Origin of the sequence: Pseudomonas sp. NPDC085632, from assembly GCF_044541255.1 — a bacterium.
In the GTDB taxonomy this organism is placed as follows: Bacteria; Pseudomonadota; Gammaproteobacteria; order Pseudomonadales; family Pseudomonadaceae; genus Aquipseudomonas.
Genome location: NZ_JBITSX010000003.1, coordinates 138,918 through 157,807, shown reverse-complemented (window position 1 = coordinate 157,807; position 18,890 = coordinate 138,918). Strand labels below are relative to the sequence as shown.

21 protein-coding genes, 1 pseudogene and 1 riboswitch are annotated in these 18,890 nt (G+C 59.3%); of the genes and pseudogenes, 9 read left to right on the top strand and 13 right to left on the bottom strand.

Annotated features, from left to right (window positions below):
• Positions 1–146 precede the first annotated feature (146 nt).
• The 3 genes from ACIF4X_RS04245 to ACIF4X_RS04235 all read left to right on the top strand — a co-directional run bounded on the left by ACIF4X_RS04245 (position 147) and on the right by ACIF4X_RS04235 (position 3,864).
• Positions 147–1,544 carry a cytochrome ubiquinol oxidase subunit I gene (locus ACIF4X_RS04245; protein WP_397481063.1) on the top strand — a complete coding sequence of 466 codons (1,398 nt, stop codon included), beginning with the start codon at positions 147–149 and terminating at the stop codon, positions 1,542–1,544.
• Complete coding sequence (gene cydB, locus ACIF4X_RS04240) at positions 1,534–2,544, top strand: cytochrome d ubiquinol oxidase subunit II (RefSeq protein ID WP_397481062.1); 1,011 nt, start codon at positions 1,534–1,536, stop codon at positions 2,542–2,544. Before ACIF4X_RS04245 ends, cydB begins: the two co-directional genes overlap by 11 nt.
• A 93-nt stretch (positions 2,545–2,637) precedes the next feature.
• Entirely contained in the window at positions 2,638–3,864 is a 1,227-nt protein-coding gene (locus ACIF4X_RS04235; protein WP_397481061.1) for a zinc-dependent alcohol dehydrogenase, read from the top strand.
• A 61-nt stretch (positions 3,865–3,925) separates the two neighbouring features.
• Here the strand turns inward: ACIF4X_RS04235 and ACIF4X_RS04230 are convergent, their stop codons facing one another.
• From ACIF4X_RS04230 to ACIF4X_RS04215, 4 genes are read right to left on the bottom strand one after another with little or no spacing between them, the layout of a single operon-like run.
• Entirely contained in the window at positions 3,926–4,129 is a 204-nt protein-coding gene (locus ACIF4X_RS04230) for a PLD nuclease N-terminal domain-containing protein (protein ID WP_397481060.1), read from the bottom strand.
• A gap of 50 nt (positions 4,130–4,179) precedes the next feature.
• Positions 4,180–5,100: an ABC transporter substrate-binding protein gene (locus ACIF4X_RS04225; RefSeq protein ID WP_397481059.1), complete on the bottom strand. Its 921-nt coding sequence runs from the start codon at positions 5,098–5,100 to the stop codon at positions 4,180–4,182.
• Positions 5,097–5,456 (bottom strand): (2Fe-2S) ferredoxin domain-containing protein, encoded by a 360-nt coding sequence (locus ACIF4X_RS04220; RefSeq protein ID WP_397481058.1) that lies wholly within the window; start codon positions 5,454–5,456, stop codon positions 5,097–5,099. The genes ACIF4X_RS04225 and ACIF4X_RS04220 overlap by 4 nt, the downstream gene beginning before the upstream one ends.
• A complete protein-coding gene (locus ACIF4X_RS04215) occupies positions 5,456–7,393 on the bottom strand; it encodes a TonB-dependent receptor plug domain-containing protein (protein WP_397481057.1) in 1,938 nt (645 codons plus the stop codon). The genes ACIF4X_RS04220 and ACIF4X_RS04215 overlap by 1 nt, the downstream gene beginning before the upstream one ends.
• Before the next feature lie 91 nt (positions 7,394–7,484).
• Positions 7,485–7,691: riboswitch (cobalamin riboswitch) on the bottom strand.
• A gap of 245 nt (positions 7,692–7,936) precedes the next feature.
• Here ACIF4X_RS04215 and ACIF4X_RS04210 point away from each other — a divergent pair.
• The 4 genes from ACIF4X_RS04210 to ACIF4X_RS04195 all read left to right on the top strand — a co-directional run bounded on the left by ACIF4X_RS04210 (position 7,937) and on the right by ACIF4X_RS04195 (position 11,358).
• On the top strand, positions 7,937–8,359 hold the full coding sequence (locus ACIF4X_RS04210) for a MerR family transcriptional regulator (protein ID WP_397481056.1): 423 nt from the start codon (positions 7,937–7,939) through the stop codon (positions 8,357–8,359).
• A gap of 78 nt (positions 8,360–8,437) precedes the next feature.
• A complete protein-coding gene (locus ACIF4X_RS04205; RefSeq protein ID WP_397481055.1) occupies positions 8,438–9,664 on the top strand; it encodes an NADH:flavin oxidoreductase/NADH oxidase family protein in 1,227 nt (408 codons plus the stop codon).
• 73 nt (positions 9,665–9,737) lie between these two features.
• The gene (locus tag ACIF4X_RS04200; RefSeq protein ID WP_397481054.1) at positions 9,738–10,865 is read left to right on the top strand and encodes a saccharopine dehydrogenase family protein; all 1,128 of its coding nucleotides are present in this window, start codon (positions 9,738–9,740) and stop codon (positions 10,863–10,865) included.
• 1 nt (position 10,866) lies between these two features.
• The gene (locus ACIF4X_RS04195) at positions 10,867–11,358 is read left to right on the top strand and encodes a DUF2269 family protein (protein WP_397481053.1); all 492 of its coding nucleotides are present in this window, start codon (positions 10,867–10,869) and stop codon (positions 11,356–11,358) included.
• Here ACIF4X_RS04195 and ACIF4X_RS04190 read toward each other — a convergent pair.
• From ACIF4X_RS04190 to ACIF4X_RS04170, 5 genes and pseudogenes are all read right to left on the bottom strand, one after another.
• On the bottom strand, positions 11,342–11,809 hold the full coding sequence (locus tag ACIF4X_RS04190; protein WP_397481052.1) for a thiol-disulfide oxidoreductase DCC family protein: 468 nt from the start codon (positions 11,807–11,809) through the stop codon (positions 11,342–11,344). The two genes, ACIF4X_RS04195 and ACIF4X_RS04190, sit on opposite strands and share 17 nt — an antisense overlap.
• Positions 11,810–11,909: 100 nt before the next feature.
• The gene (locus tag ACIF4X_RS04185; RefSeq protein ID WP_397481051.1) at positions 11,910–12,347 is read right to left on the bottom strand and encodes a hypothetical protein; all 438 of its coding nucleotides are present in this window, start codon (positions 12,345–12,347) and stop codon (positions 11,910–11,912) included.
• 110 nt (positions 12,348–12,457) lie between these two features.
• Positions 12,458–13,459, bottom strand: a complete 1,002-nt coding sequence (locus ACIF4X_RS04180; protein ID WP_397481050.1) for an acyltransferase family protein — start codon at positions 13,457–13,459, stop codon at positions 12,458–12,460.
• Between the two features lie 218 nt (positions 13,460–13,677).
• Positions 13,678–13,896: a hypothetical protein gene (locus tag ACIF4X_RS04175; RefSeq protein ID WP_007916145.1), complete on the bottom strand. Its 219-nt coding sequence runs from the start codon at positions 13,894–13,896 to the stop codon at positions 13,678–13,680.
• A gap of 226 nt (positions 13,897–14,122) precedes the next feature.
• Positions 14,123–14,410: pseudogene (locus ACIF4X_RS04170) on the bottom strand (DUF6124 family protein); the annotation flags it as partial.
• Positions 14,411–14,901: 491 nt separating this feature from the next.
• Between ACIF4X_RS04170 and ACIF4X_RS04165 the strand changes: the two are divergent.
• Positions 14,902–15,909 carry an NAD(P)-dependent oxidoreductase gene (locus ACIF4X_RS04165; RefSeq protein WP_397481049.1) on the top strand — a complete coding sequence of 336 codons (1,008 nt, stop codon included), beginning with the start codon at positions 14,902–14,904 and terminating at the stop codon, positions 15,907–15,909.
• Positions 15,910–15,990: 81 nt separating this feature from the next.
• Here ACIF4X_RS04165 and ACIF4X_RS04160 read toward each other — a convergent pair whose 3' ends face one another.
• Both ACIF4X_RS04160 and ACIF4X_RS04155 read right to left on the bottom strand, forming a co-directional pair.
• Positions 15,991–16,383 (bottom strand): GFA family protein, encoded by a 393-nt coding sequence (locus ACIF4X_RS04160; protein ID WP_397481048.1) that lies wholly within the window; start codon positions 16,381–16,383, stop codon positions 15,991–15,993.
• A 2-nt stretch (positions 16,384–16,385) separates the two neighbouring features.
• Entirely contained in the window at positions 16,386–16,634 is a 249-nt protein-coding gene (locus ACIF4X_RS04155; RefSeq protein ID WP_077572547.1) for a DUF6555 family protein, read from the bottom strand.
• A gap of 195 nt (positions 16,635–16,829) precedes the next feature.
• Here ACIF4X_RS04155 and ACIF4X_RS04150 point away from each other — a divergent pair, with 195 nt between their 5' ends.
• On the top strand, positions 16,830–17,264 hold the full coding sequence (locus ACIF4X_RS04150; RefSeq protein ID WP_397481047.1) for a DNA methylase: 435 nt from the start codon (positions 16,830–16,832) through the stop codon (positions 17,262–17,264).
• A 45-nt stretch (positions 17,265–17,309) separates the two neighbouring features.
• On the opposite strand, the gene ACIF4X_RS04145 is transcribed toward ACIF4X_RS04150, so the two are convergent.
• Both ACIF4X_RS04145 and ACIF4X_RS04140 read right to left on the bottom strand, forming a co-directional pair.
• Positions 17,310–17,786 carry a short chain dehydrogenase gene (locus ACIF4X_RS04145; RefSeq protein ID WP_397481046.1) on the bottom strand — a complete coding sequence of 159 codons (477 nt, stop codon included), beginning with the start codon at positions 17,784–17,786 and terminating at the stop codon, positions 17,310–17,312.
• A gap of 159 nt (positions 17,787–17,945) precedes the next feature.
• The gene (locus ACIF4X_RS04140; RefSeq protein ID WP_397481045.1) at positions 17,946–18,875 is read right to left on the bottom strand and encodes an MBL fold metallo-hydrolase; all 930 of its coding nucleotides are present in this window, start codon (positions 18,873–18,875) and stop codon (positions 17,946–17,948) included.
• Positions 18,876–18,890 lie beyond the last annotated feature (15 nt).

The following is an 18,890-nucleotide window of genomic DNA, read 5'->3' as shown; positions in this document are numbered from 1 at the left end:
ATTGCAGTTCACAACCCCGTCTGAATTTGCACCCCGACGTAGCTGTCCAACGCGCATCCGGGTGTTCCTCGAGGTGGACTTCATGCTGAACGAGAAGCAGATCGACGCAAACGGTCAGAGGCCGTTTTCGTCACAGAGCAATTTGCATGGACGCCATTGATTCCGCCTTGATGGCGGCGCGCATGCAGTTTGCGATCACCATCAGTTTCCATATCGTGCTCGCGGCGTTCAGCATCGGCCTGGCCAATTTTCTGATGGTCCTTGAAGCATTGTGGTTACGCAGCGGCCGTCAGGTCTATCTGGATGTCTATCGCTACTGGCTCAAGGTCTTTGCGCTCAACGTCGCGATCGGCGTCGCTTCCGGGCTGATTCTGGAATACCAGTTCGGGCTGAACTGGTCGCGACTTGCCGTGCAGGCCGGGGACATTCTCGGGCCGCTGATGTTTTACGAAGTGCTCGCGGCGTTTTTTCTTGAGGCAGGCTTTCTTGGCATCATGCTGTTCGGGCTGAAAAAGGTTGGCCCGCGTCTGCATTTCTTCGCGACCTGTGCGGTGGCGGCGGGGTCGCTGATGAGCGCGTTCTGGATCCTCTCGGCCAATTCCTGGATGCACACGCCGGCCGGCTATTCGATTGCCGCTGACGGGCGTTTCATTGCCGAGGATTGGTGGGCGATTATTTTCAATCCGTCCTTTCCCTATCGACTGGCGCACATGACGCTGGCTGCGATGCTCGGCACTGCGACTGTGCTGGCGGGCGCCGGCGCCTGGCAATTGTTGAAGGCGCCCGACAATCCCCGCGCACGCCTGCTGTTTTCCATGGCGCTCTGGGCAATCGTTGTATTGATACCCGTGCAGATCGTGGTCGGTGACCTGCATGGGCAGCACAGTTTGAAAGTCCAGCCACAGAAAGTCGCGGCCATCGAGGGCAGCTGGACACGCCCGCCACAAGGTGCGGGCGAACCCTTGCGTCTGTTCGCGTGGCCTGACATGACCGAGCGACGCAATCACTGGGAAGTCGCGATTCCACGTGTTGGCTCTTTGTATCTGAGTCACGATCTGAGTGGGACCATCAAGGCGCTGGATGAGTTCGCGCCGCAGGACATTCCGCCCGTGGCGCCGGTGTTCTTTGCGTTTCGTCTGATGGTCGGGTTGGGTCTGTTGATGCTGGGGCAAGGCTTGATCGGTCTGATCCTGCGGCGGCGAAGACGTTTCTACATCGCTCGCCGCTGGTTGTGGGGCAATGTGCTGATGGCGCCGGCCGGTTTTCTGGCCATGCTCAGCGGCTGGACGGTCACCGAAGTCGGGCGCCAACCCTATACGGTCTATGGTCTGTTGCGCACGGCCGACAGTCTGTCCCCGGTCTCGCGCGAGCAAGTGCTCGGTTCGACCCTGCTGATTCTGCTGTTCTACTTGCTGGTTTTCGGCATCGGGCTCTGGGTGTTGCTGCGCATCCTGCGCGAGCCTGCCCATGAGAATCAGCCCGGACCGCAGCCGACGCTGGCCGATGAAACGGGGCACGCAGGGGATCGCTCGCATGGACACTGACTGGATAACCCTGCTGTGCGCCGCCGCCCTCGGCTTCTCGGTGCTGAACTATGTGCTGCTCGACGGCACCGACCTCGGTGTCGGCGTGCTGATGGGGCTGACCCGTTGCCGCAACCAGCGCCGAGCCATGGCCGTGACGATTCTGCCGATCTGGGATGCCAACGAGACGTGGCTGGTGCTCGGCGGCGGCGGTCTGCTGGCGTTGTTCCCGCTGGCCTACGCGATTCTGCTGCCAGCACTCTACCTGCCGTTCATTGTGATGTTTCTGGCCTTGATGCTCAGGGCAATGGCACTGGAATTTCGCGATTATTCACCCAGCGAACGCATCAAGCGCTGGGTCGATGGCGCCTTGATGGGTGGCTCATTATTGACCGGCGCGCTGCAAGGTGTGGTGCTGGGCACATTGATGCAGGGCGTGCCGCATGAGAGCGGGCAATACGTCGGTGACGGCAGTGAATGGCTGCGGTGGTTTCCGTGGTTTTGCGGGCTGGTGCTCGTGCTGGGGTACACGTGGCTGGGCGCCTGTTGGCTGTACTGGCGAACGGTTGCCGAACTGCAACGGCGTTCCGCCCGGCAGGCACAGGCTCTGGCGGTGCTGACGGTATTGGCGTTGATTGCACTGGTCATCTGCAGCGCAACGTTGCACGAACAATATGCGCAACGATTGACTGACCCACGGGTGTGGGTCCCGACGGCAGCGCTACTCTGCGCATGCCTGCTGGTTTTCTTTTGCGGGTTCGCCGGGCGCTTTGATTTTCTCCCGTTGTTCGCGGCGCTGGGTGTCTTCGTGCTGGCCTTCGCGCTGATGCTGGTGGCGCTGTTTCCGCTGATCATTCCACCGGACCTGACCTTGAAGGCCGCAACGTCGAGCCCGAAAAGCCAGGTGTTCATGCTGATCGGATTTGCCGTGTTGATCCCGGTGACGCTGATCTACAACACGTTCGGCTTTCGGGTATTCAGCGGCAAGGTGCGCGTGAACGGCGATGACGGATCCCACTGATCCGATCTTGAAGAAATTATCTGAACTCGTTCTGAGGCGAGCCTTCCCAATGTGAAGCAGCAGCCATTCACTCATCAGTACGAGGACTTTGCCATGCGAGCCATGACCTACCACGGCGCCCACGACGTGCGAGTCGAAACAGTGCCTGACCCGAAACTCGAAGCCCCCGACGACGTTATTCTGCGCGTCACAGCAACGGCTATTTGCGGGTCGGACCTGCACCTGTATCGGGGCAAGATACCGACGGTCGAGCATGGCGATATCTTCGGCCATGAATTCATGGGCATTGTCGAGGAAACCGGGCCAGGTGTGACTGCTGTGCAGCGCGGTGACCGGGTAGTGATCCCGTTCGTGATCGCCTGCGGAGATTGTTTTTTCTGCCAGCAAGAACTCTACGCAGCGTGCGAAACCACCAACAGCGGTGCCGGTGCGGCCATGAACAAGAAGCGCATACCACCGCCGGCCGCGCTGTTCGGCTACAGCCGGATGTATGGCGGCATTCCCGGTGGCCAAGCGGAGTTGGTGCGGGTGCCCAAGGCCAATACCGGGCCTTTCATCGTCCCCGGCACGCTGTCGGACGAGAAAGTCCTGTTTCTGTCCGACATTCTGCCGACCGCGTGGCAAGCGGTGCTTAATGCGCAGATCGGCCAGGGATCGAGCGTGGCCATCTACGGCGCCGGACCGGTTGGATTGCTCAGTGCTGCCTGCGCGAAAATGCTTGGCGCTGAACGCATCTTCATGGTCGACCATCACCCGTATCGGCTGGAATACGCGCAGCGCACCTATGGCGTGATACCCATCAACTTCGATGACGACGATGACCCGGCCGATACCATCATTCGCCAGACCCCGGGCAGTCGAGGCGTCGATGCAGTGATCGATGCGGTGGGGTTCGAAGCCAAGGGCAGCACCACCGAGACGATACTGGCTACGCTGAAACTCGAAGGCAGCAGCGGTAAGGCTTTGCGTCAATGCATTGCGGCGGTGCGGCGCGGCGGCGTGGTCAGCGTGCCAGGCGTCTATGCCGGATTCATCCATGGCTTTTTGTTCGGCGATGCTTTCGACAAAGGCCTGACTTTCAAAATGGGTCAGACCCATGTGCAGCGCTACTTGCCGGAACTGCTGGGTTACATCGAAACCGGCGCATTGCAACCCGACGCGATCATCACCCACCGCCTGTCTCTTGAGCAGGCCGCCGAGGGTTACAAGATTTTCGACAAGAAAGAAGAAAACTGCCGCAAGGTCATTCTGACCCCCGGCAGCAGCGATGTGCCGCTGGCGCAAATGGAAGAGATGCCGCCGTTGGTGCCCGTCAGTTGATCAAGCCTGAACAGCGGGGCAGTGCCAACGGCAAGCCCCGCACCACAGCAAATGAATAGGGTTACGACGCTGACTGCTGACGGACATGCTTGGGCCCCGCCAACGCCCAGGCAATCAAGCCGAACAACGGCACAAACACGATCAGCACGATCCACACGCCTTTATTGCTCGATTTCCCCTCGCTCTTGCGCACCCGATTGATGGCCCAGAGTTCGATTAGCAGAAGAACTGCCGCCAGTACGATCCACACGGTTTCGATTTGCATTGGCTACCTCCTGATGGTCTGTTCGTTAGGTGGCGTGTGGCGCGGCGGGTTCATTTATTTTTCTTCAGGGCATTGAGCTGGCGAGCCAGTTCGAGGGCCACTCGACCACTGTTGAAGGTCGGCAGCAGGTGGGTGAAGGGGATGTCGATCATCCGGTTTTCGCGCACCGCGCGCAGTTGCGACAGCACCGGGTCGTGGCTCAGCAGATAGCGTTTGCGACTGGCGGGGGACCATTCGGCGTCGGCCAGCAGAATCACGTCGGGGTCGCTGGCCAGCAGTGTTTCGCGGTTGACGGTCACCCGATAAAGATTGATGTCGGCGAACACATTGCGCGCACCGGCGGCGGCCAGCAGCGGGGTGACAAACCCGCGCTGACCTTCGCTGTCGAGGCCTTTGACCTCGCTGTCGAGATAGAACACTGACAGCGGCTTGTCCGCACCAGCCAAGGCTCGGGCGCTGGCGAGGTCGGCATCCATGGCCTCGCTCAACTGTCGCGCCTGGGCCTGTTTGTGCAGCAGTTTGCCCAGAGTCAGCAAGTCATTGCGCACATGCGCGAAGTAATCCAGCGAGTGTCCGTTGCAGGCCGATTCCAATAGATACGAACCGACGCCATTGCGCGCCAGCCCCGAGCGCGAAGTCACACCATCGCCAAACGCCGTGGCAAACCCGCCGATCACCAGATCCGGCTTCGCAGCGTAAAGCACTTCGCTGGCCGGATACTGCCGGGCGATCACCGGAACGCCGAAATACTCGGATGGTCGCTGTCCAGCAGCGTTGTCATCCAGGTAAGCCACGCCGACCAATGCAGGCCCCGCGCCGAGCGCCAGGACGATATCGGCGGCATGCTGATTGAGCGCGACGATGCGTGAAGGCTTCACGGCGTTCCATTGTTCGCTGCAATTGCGATAACTTTCGGCGAGTACGGGCAGTGAGCAGAGCAGGGCGCCAAGCGCCACCAGGATCGATCTCATGTCCGCGCCTTGATCAGCAAATCCGCAACAACTTCACCGCCGACCAGATGCCCCTCGACCAGCCGCCGCACCTCATCATTGCTGTGCACGCCATACCAGCAGCGCTCCGGATACACCGTGACAATCGGCCCCAGATTGCACGGAAACTGGCAGTGCGTACGCGTCAGCAAGACGCCGCCCGGCGTTTCGATGCGATCGTGCGCGAGCAAGTGCCGACGCAGGGTTTTCCATAACTGCAAGGCGCCGCGCTGGGTGCAGCGCGGGCCGGTGCAGAGGAACACATGGCGCGCGTGCTCGGGCACATGTGACCAGTCTGGGTGGCTGTCGACGCCGTCGATGGTTGTGATCTCACTCATCAGAAGCGGTACGTGTAGCGCACTTCAGAGGTGAACGGCCGGCCGAGGTTGTCAACGTTGCTAGAGCGGCTGGTGATGTAATCGCGGTCGAAGAGGTTTTCCACCAGCAGGCTCACGCGGTGCTGGTGGGCGTTGTCGAGGTAGCGATAAGCGTCGGCGTCGACCACTGAATAATTGCCGTACTCGACTTGCTTCGAACTTTTAATGTCGCGGATATAGCGGATCGCACCGCCAACGCCCCACAGGCGATTTTCCGATTCATATCCGACCCGTGACCGGGCGAAGAAACTCGGGATGTCGTTGATCGTCACACCTGTACGCGACTCGGTGAGGTTGCGGGTCATGTCCGCTTGCAAACTCCATTGATCGTTGAGCGCCAGTTTGGCGTCGGCTTCGAAACCGCGCATCTGGATCGTGCCTTCGCCGTTGACCCACTGAATGTCATCGAGGGTGATCAGGTCGTCGATCTTGCGTTTGAACAGGGTCACGCTGGCGCTGAATTCGCGGTCGAGCAGAAAGCCTTTGTAGTCGACACCCAGCTCCGCGTTGCGACTTTTTTCCGGTTTCAGGTTGCGGTTGCCGATCTCGTCGCCCGGTTCGTTGACGAACAGTTGCTCGGCGTTCGGCAGTTTGTAGGCGCTGCCGTATTGGCCGCGCACCGACCAGTTGTCGTTGAGGTCATACAGCGACGTGAGCATGCCGACCGTGGCACTGTCGCCACCGCCCATGGCCTCATGACGCACGCCGATGCTCGGGTGCCAGTCGGGCAGGGCGTCGATCTGCGGGCGCAGTTGCGTGTAGAGCGCGTGAGCTTCGGCCTTGTCGTTGTCGATGATCAGCACGTCGTCCTGGCCCTTGAACCACTGGTTGTCGCTTCCGAACACCAGCACATGGCCGCCGGGCAATTCAGCCTTGCCTTCGGCCTGCACGCCCCAGTCGGTGAAGCCCCAATAGTCGTTGTGGTTGATGACTTTGGTTCCGCCGCCCTCGACGTTGTTGACGCGGGTGTAGCGCGTGTCCCAGTCGTTGATATGGCCTTTGACGAAGTAGCTCAGGCGCTCGTTGACGGTCTGCTCGAAGGTCGCCGTGGCGATCTGCTGCACGCGGTCGTTGGTGGTGTTGTGGTTGTCGACCGGGCGGGCGAAGTCGAGGTTGGCGTCGGCGTATTGGTAGAACAGCTCTAGCCTCGCGTCATCGCCAAACGACTGAATCGCCTTGCCGCCGAAGGTGGTGACTTCGTAGGCGCGGTTTTTCCCTGAATCGTTTTTCATGTCGCGGTTGCGATACGGCTGATAGCCGTCGGATACGTTGTGGCTGACATACGCCAGCAGACCGAGATCGCCGAATCCATTAGTGAAGATATTTTCGACCCGCGCATCTTCGGTGGTGCCGCCGAAGCTGTCGACGCCCAGGTTGACCTCGCCAGAGGCTTTGCGCGACTGCGGGCTGCGGGTGACGATGTTGATCACGCCAGACACAGCCTGAGTACCGAACAACAGGCTTTGCCCGCCCTTGAGCACTTCGATGCGTTCAATGGCGTTGGCCGGCAGCGTGTCCAGATAGAGGCCGCCGTACAGACGATTGTTCAGGCGCACGCCGTCGAGCAGGATCAGCGTATCGTCGTTGCGCCCACCGAGCAGCGAATAAGTGCCGTAGTCGAACGGTCCGTTTTTCGGTGCTACATACAGACCGGGGATGAACATTTGCATCACGCGGCTGACATCGGCGCTGGGGCCGGCGCGCTCGATCTGCTCGCGGGTAACGATCTCGACCTTGCTGCCGAACTTCGCCATATCAGCGACGGTGGTGGACTCCACCGACGGTGCAGAAACGATTTGTTGATTGAGTTCCAGTGGCGCGTCATCGGCCAGCAGCAGCGGGCTGAACAGGCAGCCGAACAGAAGGGTTGGAGCAGAAGTGTTGAAAGGTCGAATCATTGTCTTCTCGAAAAGGATCTTCGCAGAAGAGCATGCAGGAGAAGGCATCGCGCACAGCCAATACCGGCCCATGCCCGCCCACCGCAGGATTTTGCCAAACAGCAATTCAGGCCGGTCTCCGGGCTCGCGCGTATCGAGGCTTTCACCTTCCCATGGTCGTGCGGCCACAGTGGTGTATCGAAAGCATCACGCGCATACCGTTGCGGGGGCAGCACCGGACTGGTTCGAAAAGAACGTACCGGTTTCCCGTTTCACCCCATGCACGGCGGCATGGGACACCTGAAACTGGGCGGCATCTGAACATTCGGATGACCGTTCGTCAACTTGCATGCGTGCGTACTCCTCTAACCACTGTGGGAGCGAGCTTGCTCGCGAAGGCGTAGTGTCAATCAACAATGATGTAACTGACCCGGCCTCTTCGCGTGCAAGCTCGCTCCCACAGGATCTCTGCTCTGCATTAAAAACAGGTCGAGGTCGCACTTGGTCGTTTGATAGGTGAAGGTTTAAAGTTCACTTCAAGTTCAATTACGGCTCAGGTCAATCATGAAAATCGGCGAACTGGCAAAAATCAGCGGTCTGGCGCCTTCGCGCATCCGCTTCTATGAGGCGAGCGGCCTGATCAAATCAGTTGGGCGCAAGGCCAACGGTTATCGCGACTATGCCCCGGAAACCGAGTGGATCCTGCAGATCATCACCGGTGCGCAGTCAGCGGGGTTTTCGCTCGAGGAAATCCGCCAGTTACTGCCGGTGAACGCGCAGGACTGGCAGCACGAAGAAATGCTGGTCGGGCTTAAACGCAAGGTCGAGGAAATCGAAATCCTCCAGCAACGCTTGGCGCATAACAAGGCGCAGCTGTTGCGGGTCATTCACGGCATCGAGAGCAAACCCGCCGACGTCGGCTGTGCCGACAACGCGCAGTTGCTGATCAACCAGATGCGCGAGGAGAAGGCCGCTACGGCCAAATAATCACAGTTGATAAAAAGGCCTTGACCTTAAAGCTGGCTTTAATCTTATGGTTGTCCCACGCCCAATCGAGGACTCCTCATGAACGTGTTCGACAGCCTGACACTCCCCAACGGTTCAACACTCAAGAACCGCATCGCCAAAGCCGCCATGGAAGAAAACATGGCCGACGCCGATCAGGCACCTTCGCAAGAACTGATGCGCCTGTATCAAGCCTGGGCCGATGGCGGTGCCGGGCTGTTGATCACTGGCAACGTCATGGTCGATGGCCGCGCGATGACCGGGCCGGGCGGCGTGGTGCTGCAGGACGATCAGCAACTGGCCAGGTTCAAGCGCTGGGCACAGATTGGCCGATCGGGCGGTGCGCAATTCTGGCTGCAGATCAACCATCCGGGCCGACAGATGCAGGCCAATCTCGGGCAGAAAACCTGGGCGCCATCAGCGGTGCCGCTGAACATGGGCAGCCTGTCCAAACACTTCGCCACGCCCCACGCGATGACCGCCAGCGTGATCGCAGAGGTCGTCCAGCGTTTCGCCCGCAGCGCACAGCTTGGCGAGCAGGCCGGCTTCACCGGTGTGGAAATCCACGCCGCCCATGGCTATCTGTTAAGTCAGTTTCTGTCGCCGCTGACCAATCAGCGTACGGACGAGTGGGGCGGTGCGCTGGAGAACCGCGCGCGGCTGTTGCTGGACATCGTCAAGGCTGTGCGGGCGCTGGTTTCTGCTGAGTTTGCGGTGGCGGTGAAACTCAATTCCGCCGACTTTCAGCGCGGCGGCTTCAGCGCCGATGACGCACGACAAGTCGTCGAATGGCTCAACGATCTGGGTGTGGATCTGGTCGAGTTGTCCGGCGGCAGCTACGAAGCCCCGGCCATGCAGGGCGAAGCACGGGACGGCCGCACCTTGGCGCGCGAGGCGTACTTCGTCGAGTTCGCCCAGGACCTGCAGAAAGTCGCGCGGATGCCGCTGATGGTCACGGGCGGCGTGCGTCGTCGGCCCATTGCGGAAATGGTCGTTAACAGTGGCGTGGACATGGTCGGCATCGGCACGGCACTGGCCATCGATCCGAACCTGCCGCGTGACTGGCTGCTGGGCAAGGACAGCGCCCCGGAACTGCCGCCGATCACCTGGAAGAACAAGGCCATGGCGTCGCTGGCCAACATGGCCGTGGTCAAGTTCCAGTTGCGCAAACTCAGTCAGGCGAAAACACCCGATCCGCACGTGTCACCGCTGCGCGCGCTGATCATGCAACAAATCGGCAACGCCTTGCGTACCCGCCAGTACCGCAAGTGGGTGGCGAGCAACTGATCTGAATGGCTTGCTGACGTTCGGCCCTATATCCTGCACGCCTGTGTGATGGAACGACTTAGGGAAGAATTGCATGCCGTTCAGGGTGATGGTGGTCGGTGGTTACGGAAATTTCGGCAGTATCGTCTGCCGGCATCTGGCGTTGATGCCGGACATCGGCCTGGTGCTTTCGGGCCGTGATCCGCGCAAGTTGCAGCGCAAAGTCGATGAGCTGAACAGCCAATCGGGCAACGTCTGCGAAGGCTGGTGCGGCGATGCCATGGGCAGCGAGTTCAAAGCCGCATTGCGCGCGCTGGACATTCAGTTGGTCGTGCATACCGGCGGGCCGTTTCAAGGGCAATCCTATGCTGTTGCACAGAGCTGCATCGACGCCGGCGTGAACTACTGCGACCTGGCGGACTGCCGCACCTTCGTCAACGGTATCGACGCGCTCGATACGCGAGCGAAGCAGGCAGGCGTGGCGATCCTCAGCGGTTGCAGCTCGGTGCCGACATTGTCGTCAGCGATCATCGATGAACAGCGCCAGCGTTTTTCGCGCATCGACTCGATCGAACATGGCATTTCTTCGTCGGCGAAAATGCCCGGGCTGTCGACCATCGAAGGCGTACTGGCTTACGCCGGCAAACCGATCAAACAACTGAAAAACGGCAAGGTGCACGAAGTGTCGGGCTGGCTGGACTTGACCTTGCGCAAAATGCCGCAGATGGGCACGCGGCTGCTGGCCAACGTCGATGTGCCGGACATGGATATTTTCGCCGGCCGTTATGGCGCGCGCAGCCTGAAGTTCAAGGCAGGCGCCGGGCTAAAACTCGGCGGCATCGCCAACGGTCTGCTGGCTCAAGCGCTGAAGGTCGGACTGGTGCGCGACCATGCCCTGTGGGCAGCAAGACTGCATCGCCTCGGCCTGCGCTTCGAGCGTTTCGGCGACGGTAAAAGCGCGATGTACATCGATGTGCAGGGCCTCGGCGTTGACGGCAAACCGCTGTCGATGACCGCGCAACTCACCGCCCTGAACGACAAAGGCCCGGAAATCCCCAGCTGCGCCGCCGTCGCGCTGGCGACGAAAATGGCCCGAGGCTACGCGCCGCCACCCGGCGCCCGACCGTGTGTGGGCGAAATCCGCGTCGCCGAGTACATGGCTGCCATCAACGACCCGGCCAACCTGAGCCTGGCCGTGCACTTCTCGGACGGGCAGCGCTGACATGCTCTATCTGTGCCTGAAATACCTGCACATCATCGCCGCGATCTTCCTGTTCGGTTTCGGCATGGGCTCCTACCTCTACCTGATCGCCGCCAGCCGCACGCGCAACCCGCAGGTCATAGCGCACGTCGCGCGCATGGTCGTGCGTTTCGACACGTGGATCACCACACCGGCCGGGTTCGTGCAAATCATCACGGGGTATCTGTTGATGCGACTTTCGGGGCTGAGCATGAGCACCGAGTGGGTGCTGACCTCGTTGATCATCTTCTTCTGCGTCGGCTCGCTGTGGTTGCCGGTTTTGCTCCTGCAAAAGCGCTTGTATGTGATGGCATCGAGGGCGAACGAGACGGGAGCGAGTCTCGATCAACAATACCAGGGCGTGTATCGCCAATGGTTGTGGATGGGCGTGCTCGGGTTTGCCGGGATGTTTGTCATCGTGCTGATGATGGTGACGAAGATGACACCGCTGCAATTGTTCAGTTTGCTGGCGTAGGTGCCGTTGCTTTGAGGAAGCGCTGTTCATGGTCTGGCGTTGGCAGCAGGCAAGTGTCGTACTTGCCGAACAGTCGATAGCGGTTTAGCGCGATGCGGTCGTAGGCCCAGTCGCGCAGACTTCGCGGGAAGACGCGCAGCAGTCGCAATGGCTGCCAGCGGGCGGGTAACTGGCTGATGACCTCGAAGAAAGCGTCTGAACGTTCCCAGTAGTGACGATCACGGATGACGGCCATGGTGTCGAATTGATCGATGGGGAGGCCGGCCCACGCGAGCAACGCCTGCCCCTCCGGCGATTGAACCGCTGCCAAACGTACGCGACGCTGATGATCGTTACGAATCAAAAAACGCGCCCAGCCGTTGCAGAGTTTGCAGACACCGTCGAACAGGACCACGGATTCGCCGGGGTTGAGGAGCGGGGCGGGGGTTGGGCGGGTTTTTTGGGGGGACATGGGGTTGGTCCACGAGATCGAGTGTTGCGATCATAGCGCCGCAAGCCGTTGTTCGCGAATGACTGCATTCAGTCAGAAACGGACACAACTATTCACTTGGCTAAACAATCGCATTCGAATCCACCAGCCTTTGATATGGAGTGTTGAAGTCAGATTGTGTGATTGAGGCTGGCACGTCGCCTAGATGCGTAATGGTCAGGTCAACTGATGGTGCGTGTACTTTCGAATTCATTTCGTGCCCATACGTGTAAATAAGCCAATTCTCTACATCGTCGATATTTGCCAAGGCGAGATCACTAAGCTTTCCGAGATAGAGTTTGGCGCCATGCCTCAAACACCCTTCAATCCAGTGGCGATAGCCAGAGTTGTACCTTCCGCTCGCATGAAGGTCGTCGATCTGGCGCTTGTGGCCACCAAAGAAGCTGTTGTGTGCTTTTCCCCAGTAGAACGGTTTGTCGTCCCATTCATGGAGATAAATAACGCGACACTGATTTTTAGCTTCTTCGTATGTCTTGTAGCGTTGCCAAGTAATCTTCATCGAGCATTGTTTCCAGTATTTTTGGTGTTGTGACTAAGGAGGGTGGGGGTAAGCGACTTGGATACAGAGACAAATTCCTTCCCATACGCATGCCCTGTCTCCCACCGACATCAAACCGCTGCTTCACCCATCTGCACTTCCTTCACTCGATCCTTCTTACCCGCCCGAAGCGCATGCCGAAGCGTCAACGCCGGCCGCTCGACGCAATAGTACGAAACACCACTCAGCAAGAACGACAACACCAGCACCAATGCAACCTTTTGCCAATCGAATGAAGTGATCGGCCAAAGACCGTGCAGGAAGTAGATCACCACGAAGTGATTCAGGAACACGCCGTAGCTGATGTTCCCGAGAAACTCGTCAATCCGGTGAAACTTCAGCTTCGTCAACACGTACACAGCAGGAATGCCCAGCGCAATTCCCGCGGCCACTTCAGCGTTGGACGGTCGGCGTTCGATCCAGCCCGCCATGATCGCCACAAAGATCAGTGCCGCCGCCACAGCGGTGCCTGCGGCGATTACTAATCCCTTGGCCTGCGGTTTGTAGAGGTAACTGCCGCACAGGAATATGAACAGAACACCCGGCAACAAGCGGTAGCCGTAGTAGTCGGTGTTGATGAAACCCAGGCACGCGGGGATGAAGACCGCAACGGACAAGGCGAAAGCCACGCCCCGTGCTCGGTAGATGAGCAGAAACGGGATCACCAGGTAGAAGCACATCTCAAGGCCGAGCGACCACGCCGGCGGCACAATCCACGATCCACTCGCGCCGAACATATAGAAACCGAGGGGCACGATCGCGAGGTTCGCGGCGATGTTTCTGAAGGTCAGTTCGGCCCACTGTGGCGTGCCGGGCAGCAGGAAATAGATCACCGTACAAGAAGCGACGAAGTAGAACAGGAATTGCGGGTAAAGACGCAAGGCCCGGTCCAGGTAGAACCGACCGACTTTCTCGGGCGCCTTGTAGTTGCGCTCGATCAGTGAAGTCATCACGAAACCACTGATGAGCAGGAAGGAAATCACGGCAACCACACCCGGGTTGAACCCCATGAACAACTTGCCCATGTGCGAAACAGCGACCAGAACGGCCAACAGCAGACGGTAGGCTCCCACGTGTATCCCCAAACGACCTTGTAGTTATGGTGGGTAAATTACGATGGTTTGTGGGTGGATTACAGGTTTTTCTCTGCGCTCGGGGCTAGGGAATGGCGGGGATCTCAGGATTTCGGAGAATGCGGGATTTATGCGAGCCATTCGCAGTGGGCGAGAGCGCTCGGCACGGAGCCAAGCGCTCAGGGTAGGCGGGCCACTTACTGCTCCACCCTGACGTTTCAGCCTTTGTTTGCGTTCAGCTTGCGCAGTTCTTCGTAGGTCGCCGACTGGACGAACCAGAAGCCGGAAATGATGCACCAGCACAGGGTGCCGGCCACGAAGATACCCAGCGCCGGGAGGAACCCGCTGGTGAAAATCGCGACGATAGCGACCAGCCAGATGAACGCCAGGGAGAGATAGAGGACGGTGTTGTTGACGCTGATGACGAAGTCTTTCACAGGGGCATATTCCTTGCGGGATGTAGAAAAATTCCCCCTCTCCGGGGGGCGAACCCATGCTATCACATTGCCTCCATGGTTCAAGGAAGGGGAACTCATTGCCGTGTGGATTGGGACAGATTTATTTATCAGGCAGACCGGGCGCTTCTGGCCGAAAGCAGACACCCAATGCAATCTTGATCCCTTTGTGACAGCAGCCACACCACAGCCACAAAGGGATTACCTATCAATCCACCGGCACAACATTATCCAGCGCTTGATTCACCGCCAATTCTCCCAGCATCACCACTTGCGCAATCCCCAGCGCAGTTTTGCGGTGGCCTGGGTCAAGGAGGGCGGCGAAGTTGCAGAGCATTTCGGTGGCTGAGCTTAGGGATTCGCTGGCGTTAACGAGCAGGGACTCGCTGTCGTAGTCGGCGTTGGCCAGAAACATGGGAGCGTGTTTTTGGTCGCTGCCCATGATGCGTTGGGTTGGCGTGAGGTAGTAATCAAGGGCGCGTTCGGCTGCGTTTGAACATAGATGAAGCTCCATATGGGACTTAAGGAGCCATCACCTTCGCTACCAAACGAAAGGTGGTGGCCATACGAAGGTTGGTAGACCGGCCCATATGGAAAATCCGGCGCGCCCGAAGACGCCCTGCGCATGGCCACCATAAGACAAACGCTGAAACAGCATCTGCGCACGGTGACGTTATGCGTCATATGGAAGCGGGCTACCAAACCCCATCACTGTTTTTCAGTGACCCCGGTACGATAAAACCCGCCCCCCAGACGCACAAGCCGGCGGATTCTGGCGTAGTCGTAGGCAATGGCGCAAGACGTTGTAGCCTTAAGCAGGTAACGCGACGTGTCTTTTAAACAGCTACGGAAAACTCCTAAACACACGCCATCAACACGCCGTTCAAAATGACATGCGTCAGTACTCAGATCACTGCGTTGGAACCCTCACGACAGGTAACGCACCAACACTAAGTTGCAACCCAAAAAAGACGAGGAAGGATACCCATGTCAGTTCATCCGATTTTGTTTCTGGGCGGCTCCGGCGCCATCGGCCACCGTTCTGCCAAAGCGTTGCGTGCTGCCTATCCCGATGTCCCGTTGCTGATCGGCGGCCGTGACTTGTCCAAGGCTCAACAAGCCGCCGAGGAAATGGGCGGGGCGCAGGGCGTGGTCATTGACCCTGCTGCCGATGACCTGGGGCTGGGCGATCGGCCGATCAGCGCCGTGGCGGTTTTCTATATGGATCATTCCCTGGCCGGACTGCGTTTCGCACAGAAGCGCAAGATTCCGCACCTGAGCATTTCTTCCGGCATTTTCGAGATTGCACCGCAAATCGCGAACTACATCCATCGCCCTGACGCGGCGCCCATCGTGCTGGGTTACGAGTGGATGGTGGGCGCGACGACGGTGGCGACGCTGCACCTTGCCGAGGCCTTTGCCCGGGTGCGCGATATCCGCATTGATGCGCTGGTCGACGAGGAGGACGGTGGCGGGCCGACCGTGGCCAAGGATTTCGAGCACCTGAACAAGATGCTGCCCGCCGCCCTGACTCGGCGCGAGGGGGAATACATCTGGCGCGAAGGAGTGGACAAGAACGTCAGCTTCCGCGCGGTGGATGGTACGTCGATGCAAGCCAGCGGTTTCTCGTCCATTGACGTCACTGGGCTGGCTGCCGCCACCGATGCGCCCAATGTGCAGTTCAATCTGGCCAGCGGGGTGAGTTCTTCGCGGCGCGCGGGTCGGCCGATGTCGACCGAAATTCTCATCGAAATGGTCGGCGAGGATCGCAAGGGTCGGACGTTGCACACGCGGCATGCCGTCGTTCACCCGGCAGGCGCCGCAGCATTGACGGGGCTCAGCGTGGCCATGTTGCTGGAGCGACTGCTCGGGCTGGATGGCAAGTCACCCACTTCGCCAGGCCTGTACTTCCCTTATCAGTTGCTTGAGGCCGGTGCGTATCTGGAGCGGCTGGGCAAGGAGGGCGGTGAGTTGCTTGATCTGAAAGTGCAGTAAGGCAGGCTTCTTTAGGTAATGCCGATCTTGCTCATTGAACCGCTGGCGAACCTTGATGTGCTCGCCAGCGGTCATTTGCCCTCACGGTGACTGCCAAACCCCACCATCCGCCACCGGCACCTCACCCAGATCATAAGGATTGACCCCTTCCAGACACCCGACATTGAAACCAAACTCATGCGGATTGGTGCTGCGTCGATGGTGGGTGTAAATACCGCAATTTCCGCAGAAAAAATGCTCGGCCACTTGCTGGCCAAAGCTGTACTTCAATAACGCTGATTTACCGCGAATCACCTTCAGGTCAGCCGCCGGTACCGCCGCCACAATCGCACCTCGGCGTTTGCAGAACGAGCAGTCGCAGCGGTGCGGCGTGGGCAGGCCGTCGGGCAAGTGGATTTCAAGAATGACCGCACCGCAATGGCAACTCGCGCGATGGTCGCGGCGGATCAGCGTATTACCGATTTGTTTGAGCATGACTATGCCTCTGTCCAGTCCACGGTCGCCGTTTCACGCCACTTCACTTCGGTGATGCCGAAGCGCTCGGCCTGGGGTTTGGAGATGACTTTCAACGGTGGTTTGCCGGGTTTGGGAATGGGTGCAATGCCGGCGTCACAACTCGCCCAATGCCATGCGTCAGCGTTGCGCATGGTTTTTGCGCGAATGACGAATGACTTTGGCTGGCCGTGAAGTTTGTATTCGATGACGAAGATGTCGACGTTGCTCATGAGTTCCTCCTTACGCTCATACGCAAATGAGTTTTGCCGACAAAAAAAATTCAAAGGATTTTCGGGGTTTGTTTCAGGCTGCTGACAAACGCTTTGCTTTGAACGGTTGGAACCGGCGGCGGCCTAAAGATCAAGCGTCTGCCAAGCACACACGCGGACGAAAATACCCCACGATTTCAGCCCCGGAGATAACCGGTGAACAAGACGATCAGCGCCGAGGATTTGAATATTCATTTCAAGCACAACGATGACGCTGCACTGTTTAAGTGGCTGCTTGCCAGTTTCTTGATGGGCAAGCGGATACAGGCCGAAATCGCTGCCGAAGCCTATCGGGTGATCGCTGATAAACACGGTCGCGATACACCGCGCAAACTGGCAGCGTGCAGCCATCGTGAGCTGGTCGCAATGCTCGGGGAGGCGCATTACGTGCGTTATGACGAGACCACCGCCGTGCGACTTCACGCCTTGGCCCGCAAGCTAAACGACGAGTACGCGGGCAAGGTCAGCCATATGGTCGAGGCCAGTGCTGATCGCCAGGCCTTTGAAAAACGCCTCGCAGAATTCGACGGCATCGGTCCGAAAACCGTGGAAATCTTCATGCGCGAAGTAGGTGCTGTGATCAGCCTTTGAGCGCGGGTCGTGACAAGAGAGCGGCCACCACCCACGTCGTGAAGGCTACCTGACTCGACGACCAGAACGATTGATCGCCAACAGGCACAGCCCGACCAGCAATGCTGCGCCTGCAACCAGAAGCGCCGAAGGTTGCATCGGTTGGCGCAAGCCTGCTGCTGTTTGCCGCTGCGATATCGCCAGTGGTCGGGTTGCAATGGTTGCTTCGTCAAGCGTCTGGAGTGGCGTAGCGGCTTCGGCCTGAAACGGTATTTCCTCTATGCTCAGACGCAGGCCGTCTGTTAGCTCCAGTGTTCGCCCGGTGATCGTGCCGACGAGTCTGTCCGGATAAACCGGTTCGCCATTGGGATCGAGTTGGTCATACAGGAAATTCTGCCCTTCAAGCCAGCCCACGGCCGTTTGCAACTCGGGGCCCAGGTAATACTTGCCGTCGAGGAAAAATCCAGAAAACTGCGGCGCGCGCTCGACGCTTTCAATGCGATAACGCTCACCCGGTTTCATACCGGTTTCAGGGGCAATCATGGCCAATCCCTCCGTTGTAGGTTCAGCGGTAGAGAACAAGGATCGACCGTCGTTCCATGTAACGGAGCAATGGTAGCGGTTGTTCCGGAACGGACCGGTAAAAGGCGAATACGACTTCGCCCGGCCAAGGCCGGGCGAAGCGATGTTTCGCTAGCTGAATCAGTAATCCCAGATCGCCGGAATCCAGCGGAACGCTTCACCATTCACGGCAACCCGCCCGACCGACGGAAAGGGCAGGTGCGTGGCGACAAACAGTTCGCCACTGGCGGCGGCCTCCTGCAGCAAGCGCACGCGCACGCGCACCGCTTCATCGGGGTCGTGCTCGAAGCCGTTGTGCCAGTCCGGGTGGTCGAAGGCCACCGGGAACAGGGCGTCGCCGGCGAAGGTCAGGCGTTCTTCGCCGGAGCTCACATAGACCACGCAGTGGCCCGGGGTGTGGCCGCCGGTGAGTTTGGCGACGACGCCGGGGGCGACTTCGAACGCGTCTTCGAAGATCCGCAGTTTGCTTTGGTACTGCTGGATGAACGCGTTGGCGGTGGATCGCAGCACGTCCGGCACCGGTGCGGGCATGTCGGTGCAGGTGAAGTCCGGCGAGGTCCAGAAGTCGACTTCGGTGGCGGTGACGTGGATGCGCACGTCGTCGCGCAGACGGTTTTTCACCGTGTCGACGAGCAGCCCGCCGATGTGGTCCATGTGCATGTGGGTGATGACGATATCGGTGACGTCTGCGAGGTCGATCCCGGCCGCCGCGAGGCGTTTGGGAAATTGCCCGGCGCGGGGGAACCCGGGGAACTGCCCGCCGAGGCCAGCGTCGACGAGGATCACCTGTTCGCCGCTACGCACCACCAGCACGTTGAGTGCCCAGTCGAATGCGTCGGGCCCCAGATACATCTCCTTGAACCACGCAGCACGGGCTTCGGGATCGGCGTTGGTCGACATGGTCTGGGTCGGCAGCGGCAGGACGCCGTCGCTGATCACCATCACGTCGATGTCACCCAGGCGCAGCGCGTAGCGCGACGGCACCAGTTCTTCGGGTGGGGTTTGCAGGGTTGCGCTGTTGGCGGTGAAGGAATCCAGATGCACGGTCATGGTGTTCTCCTTGTA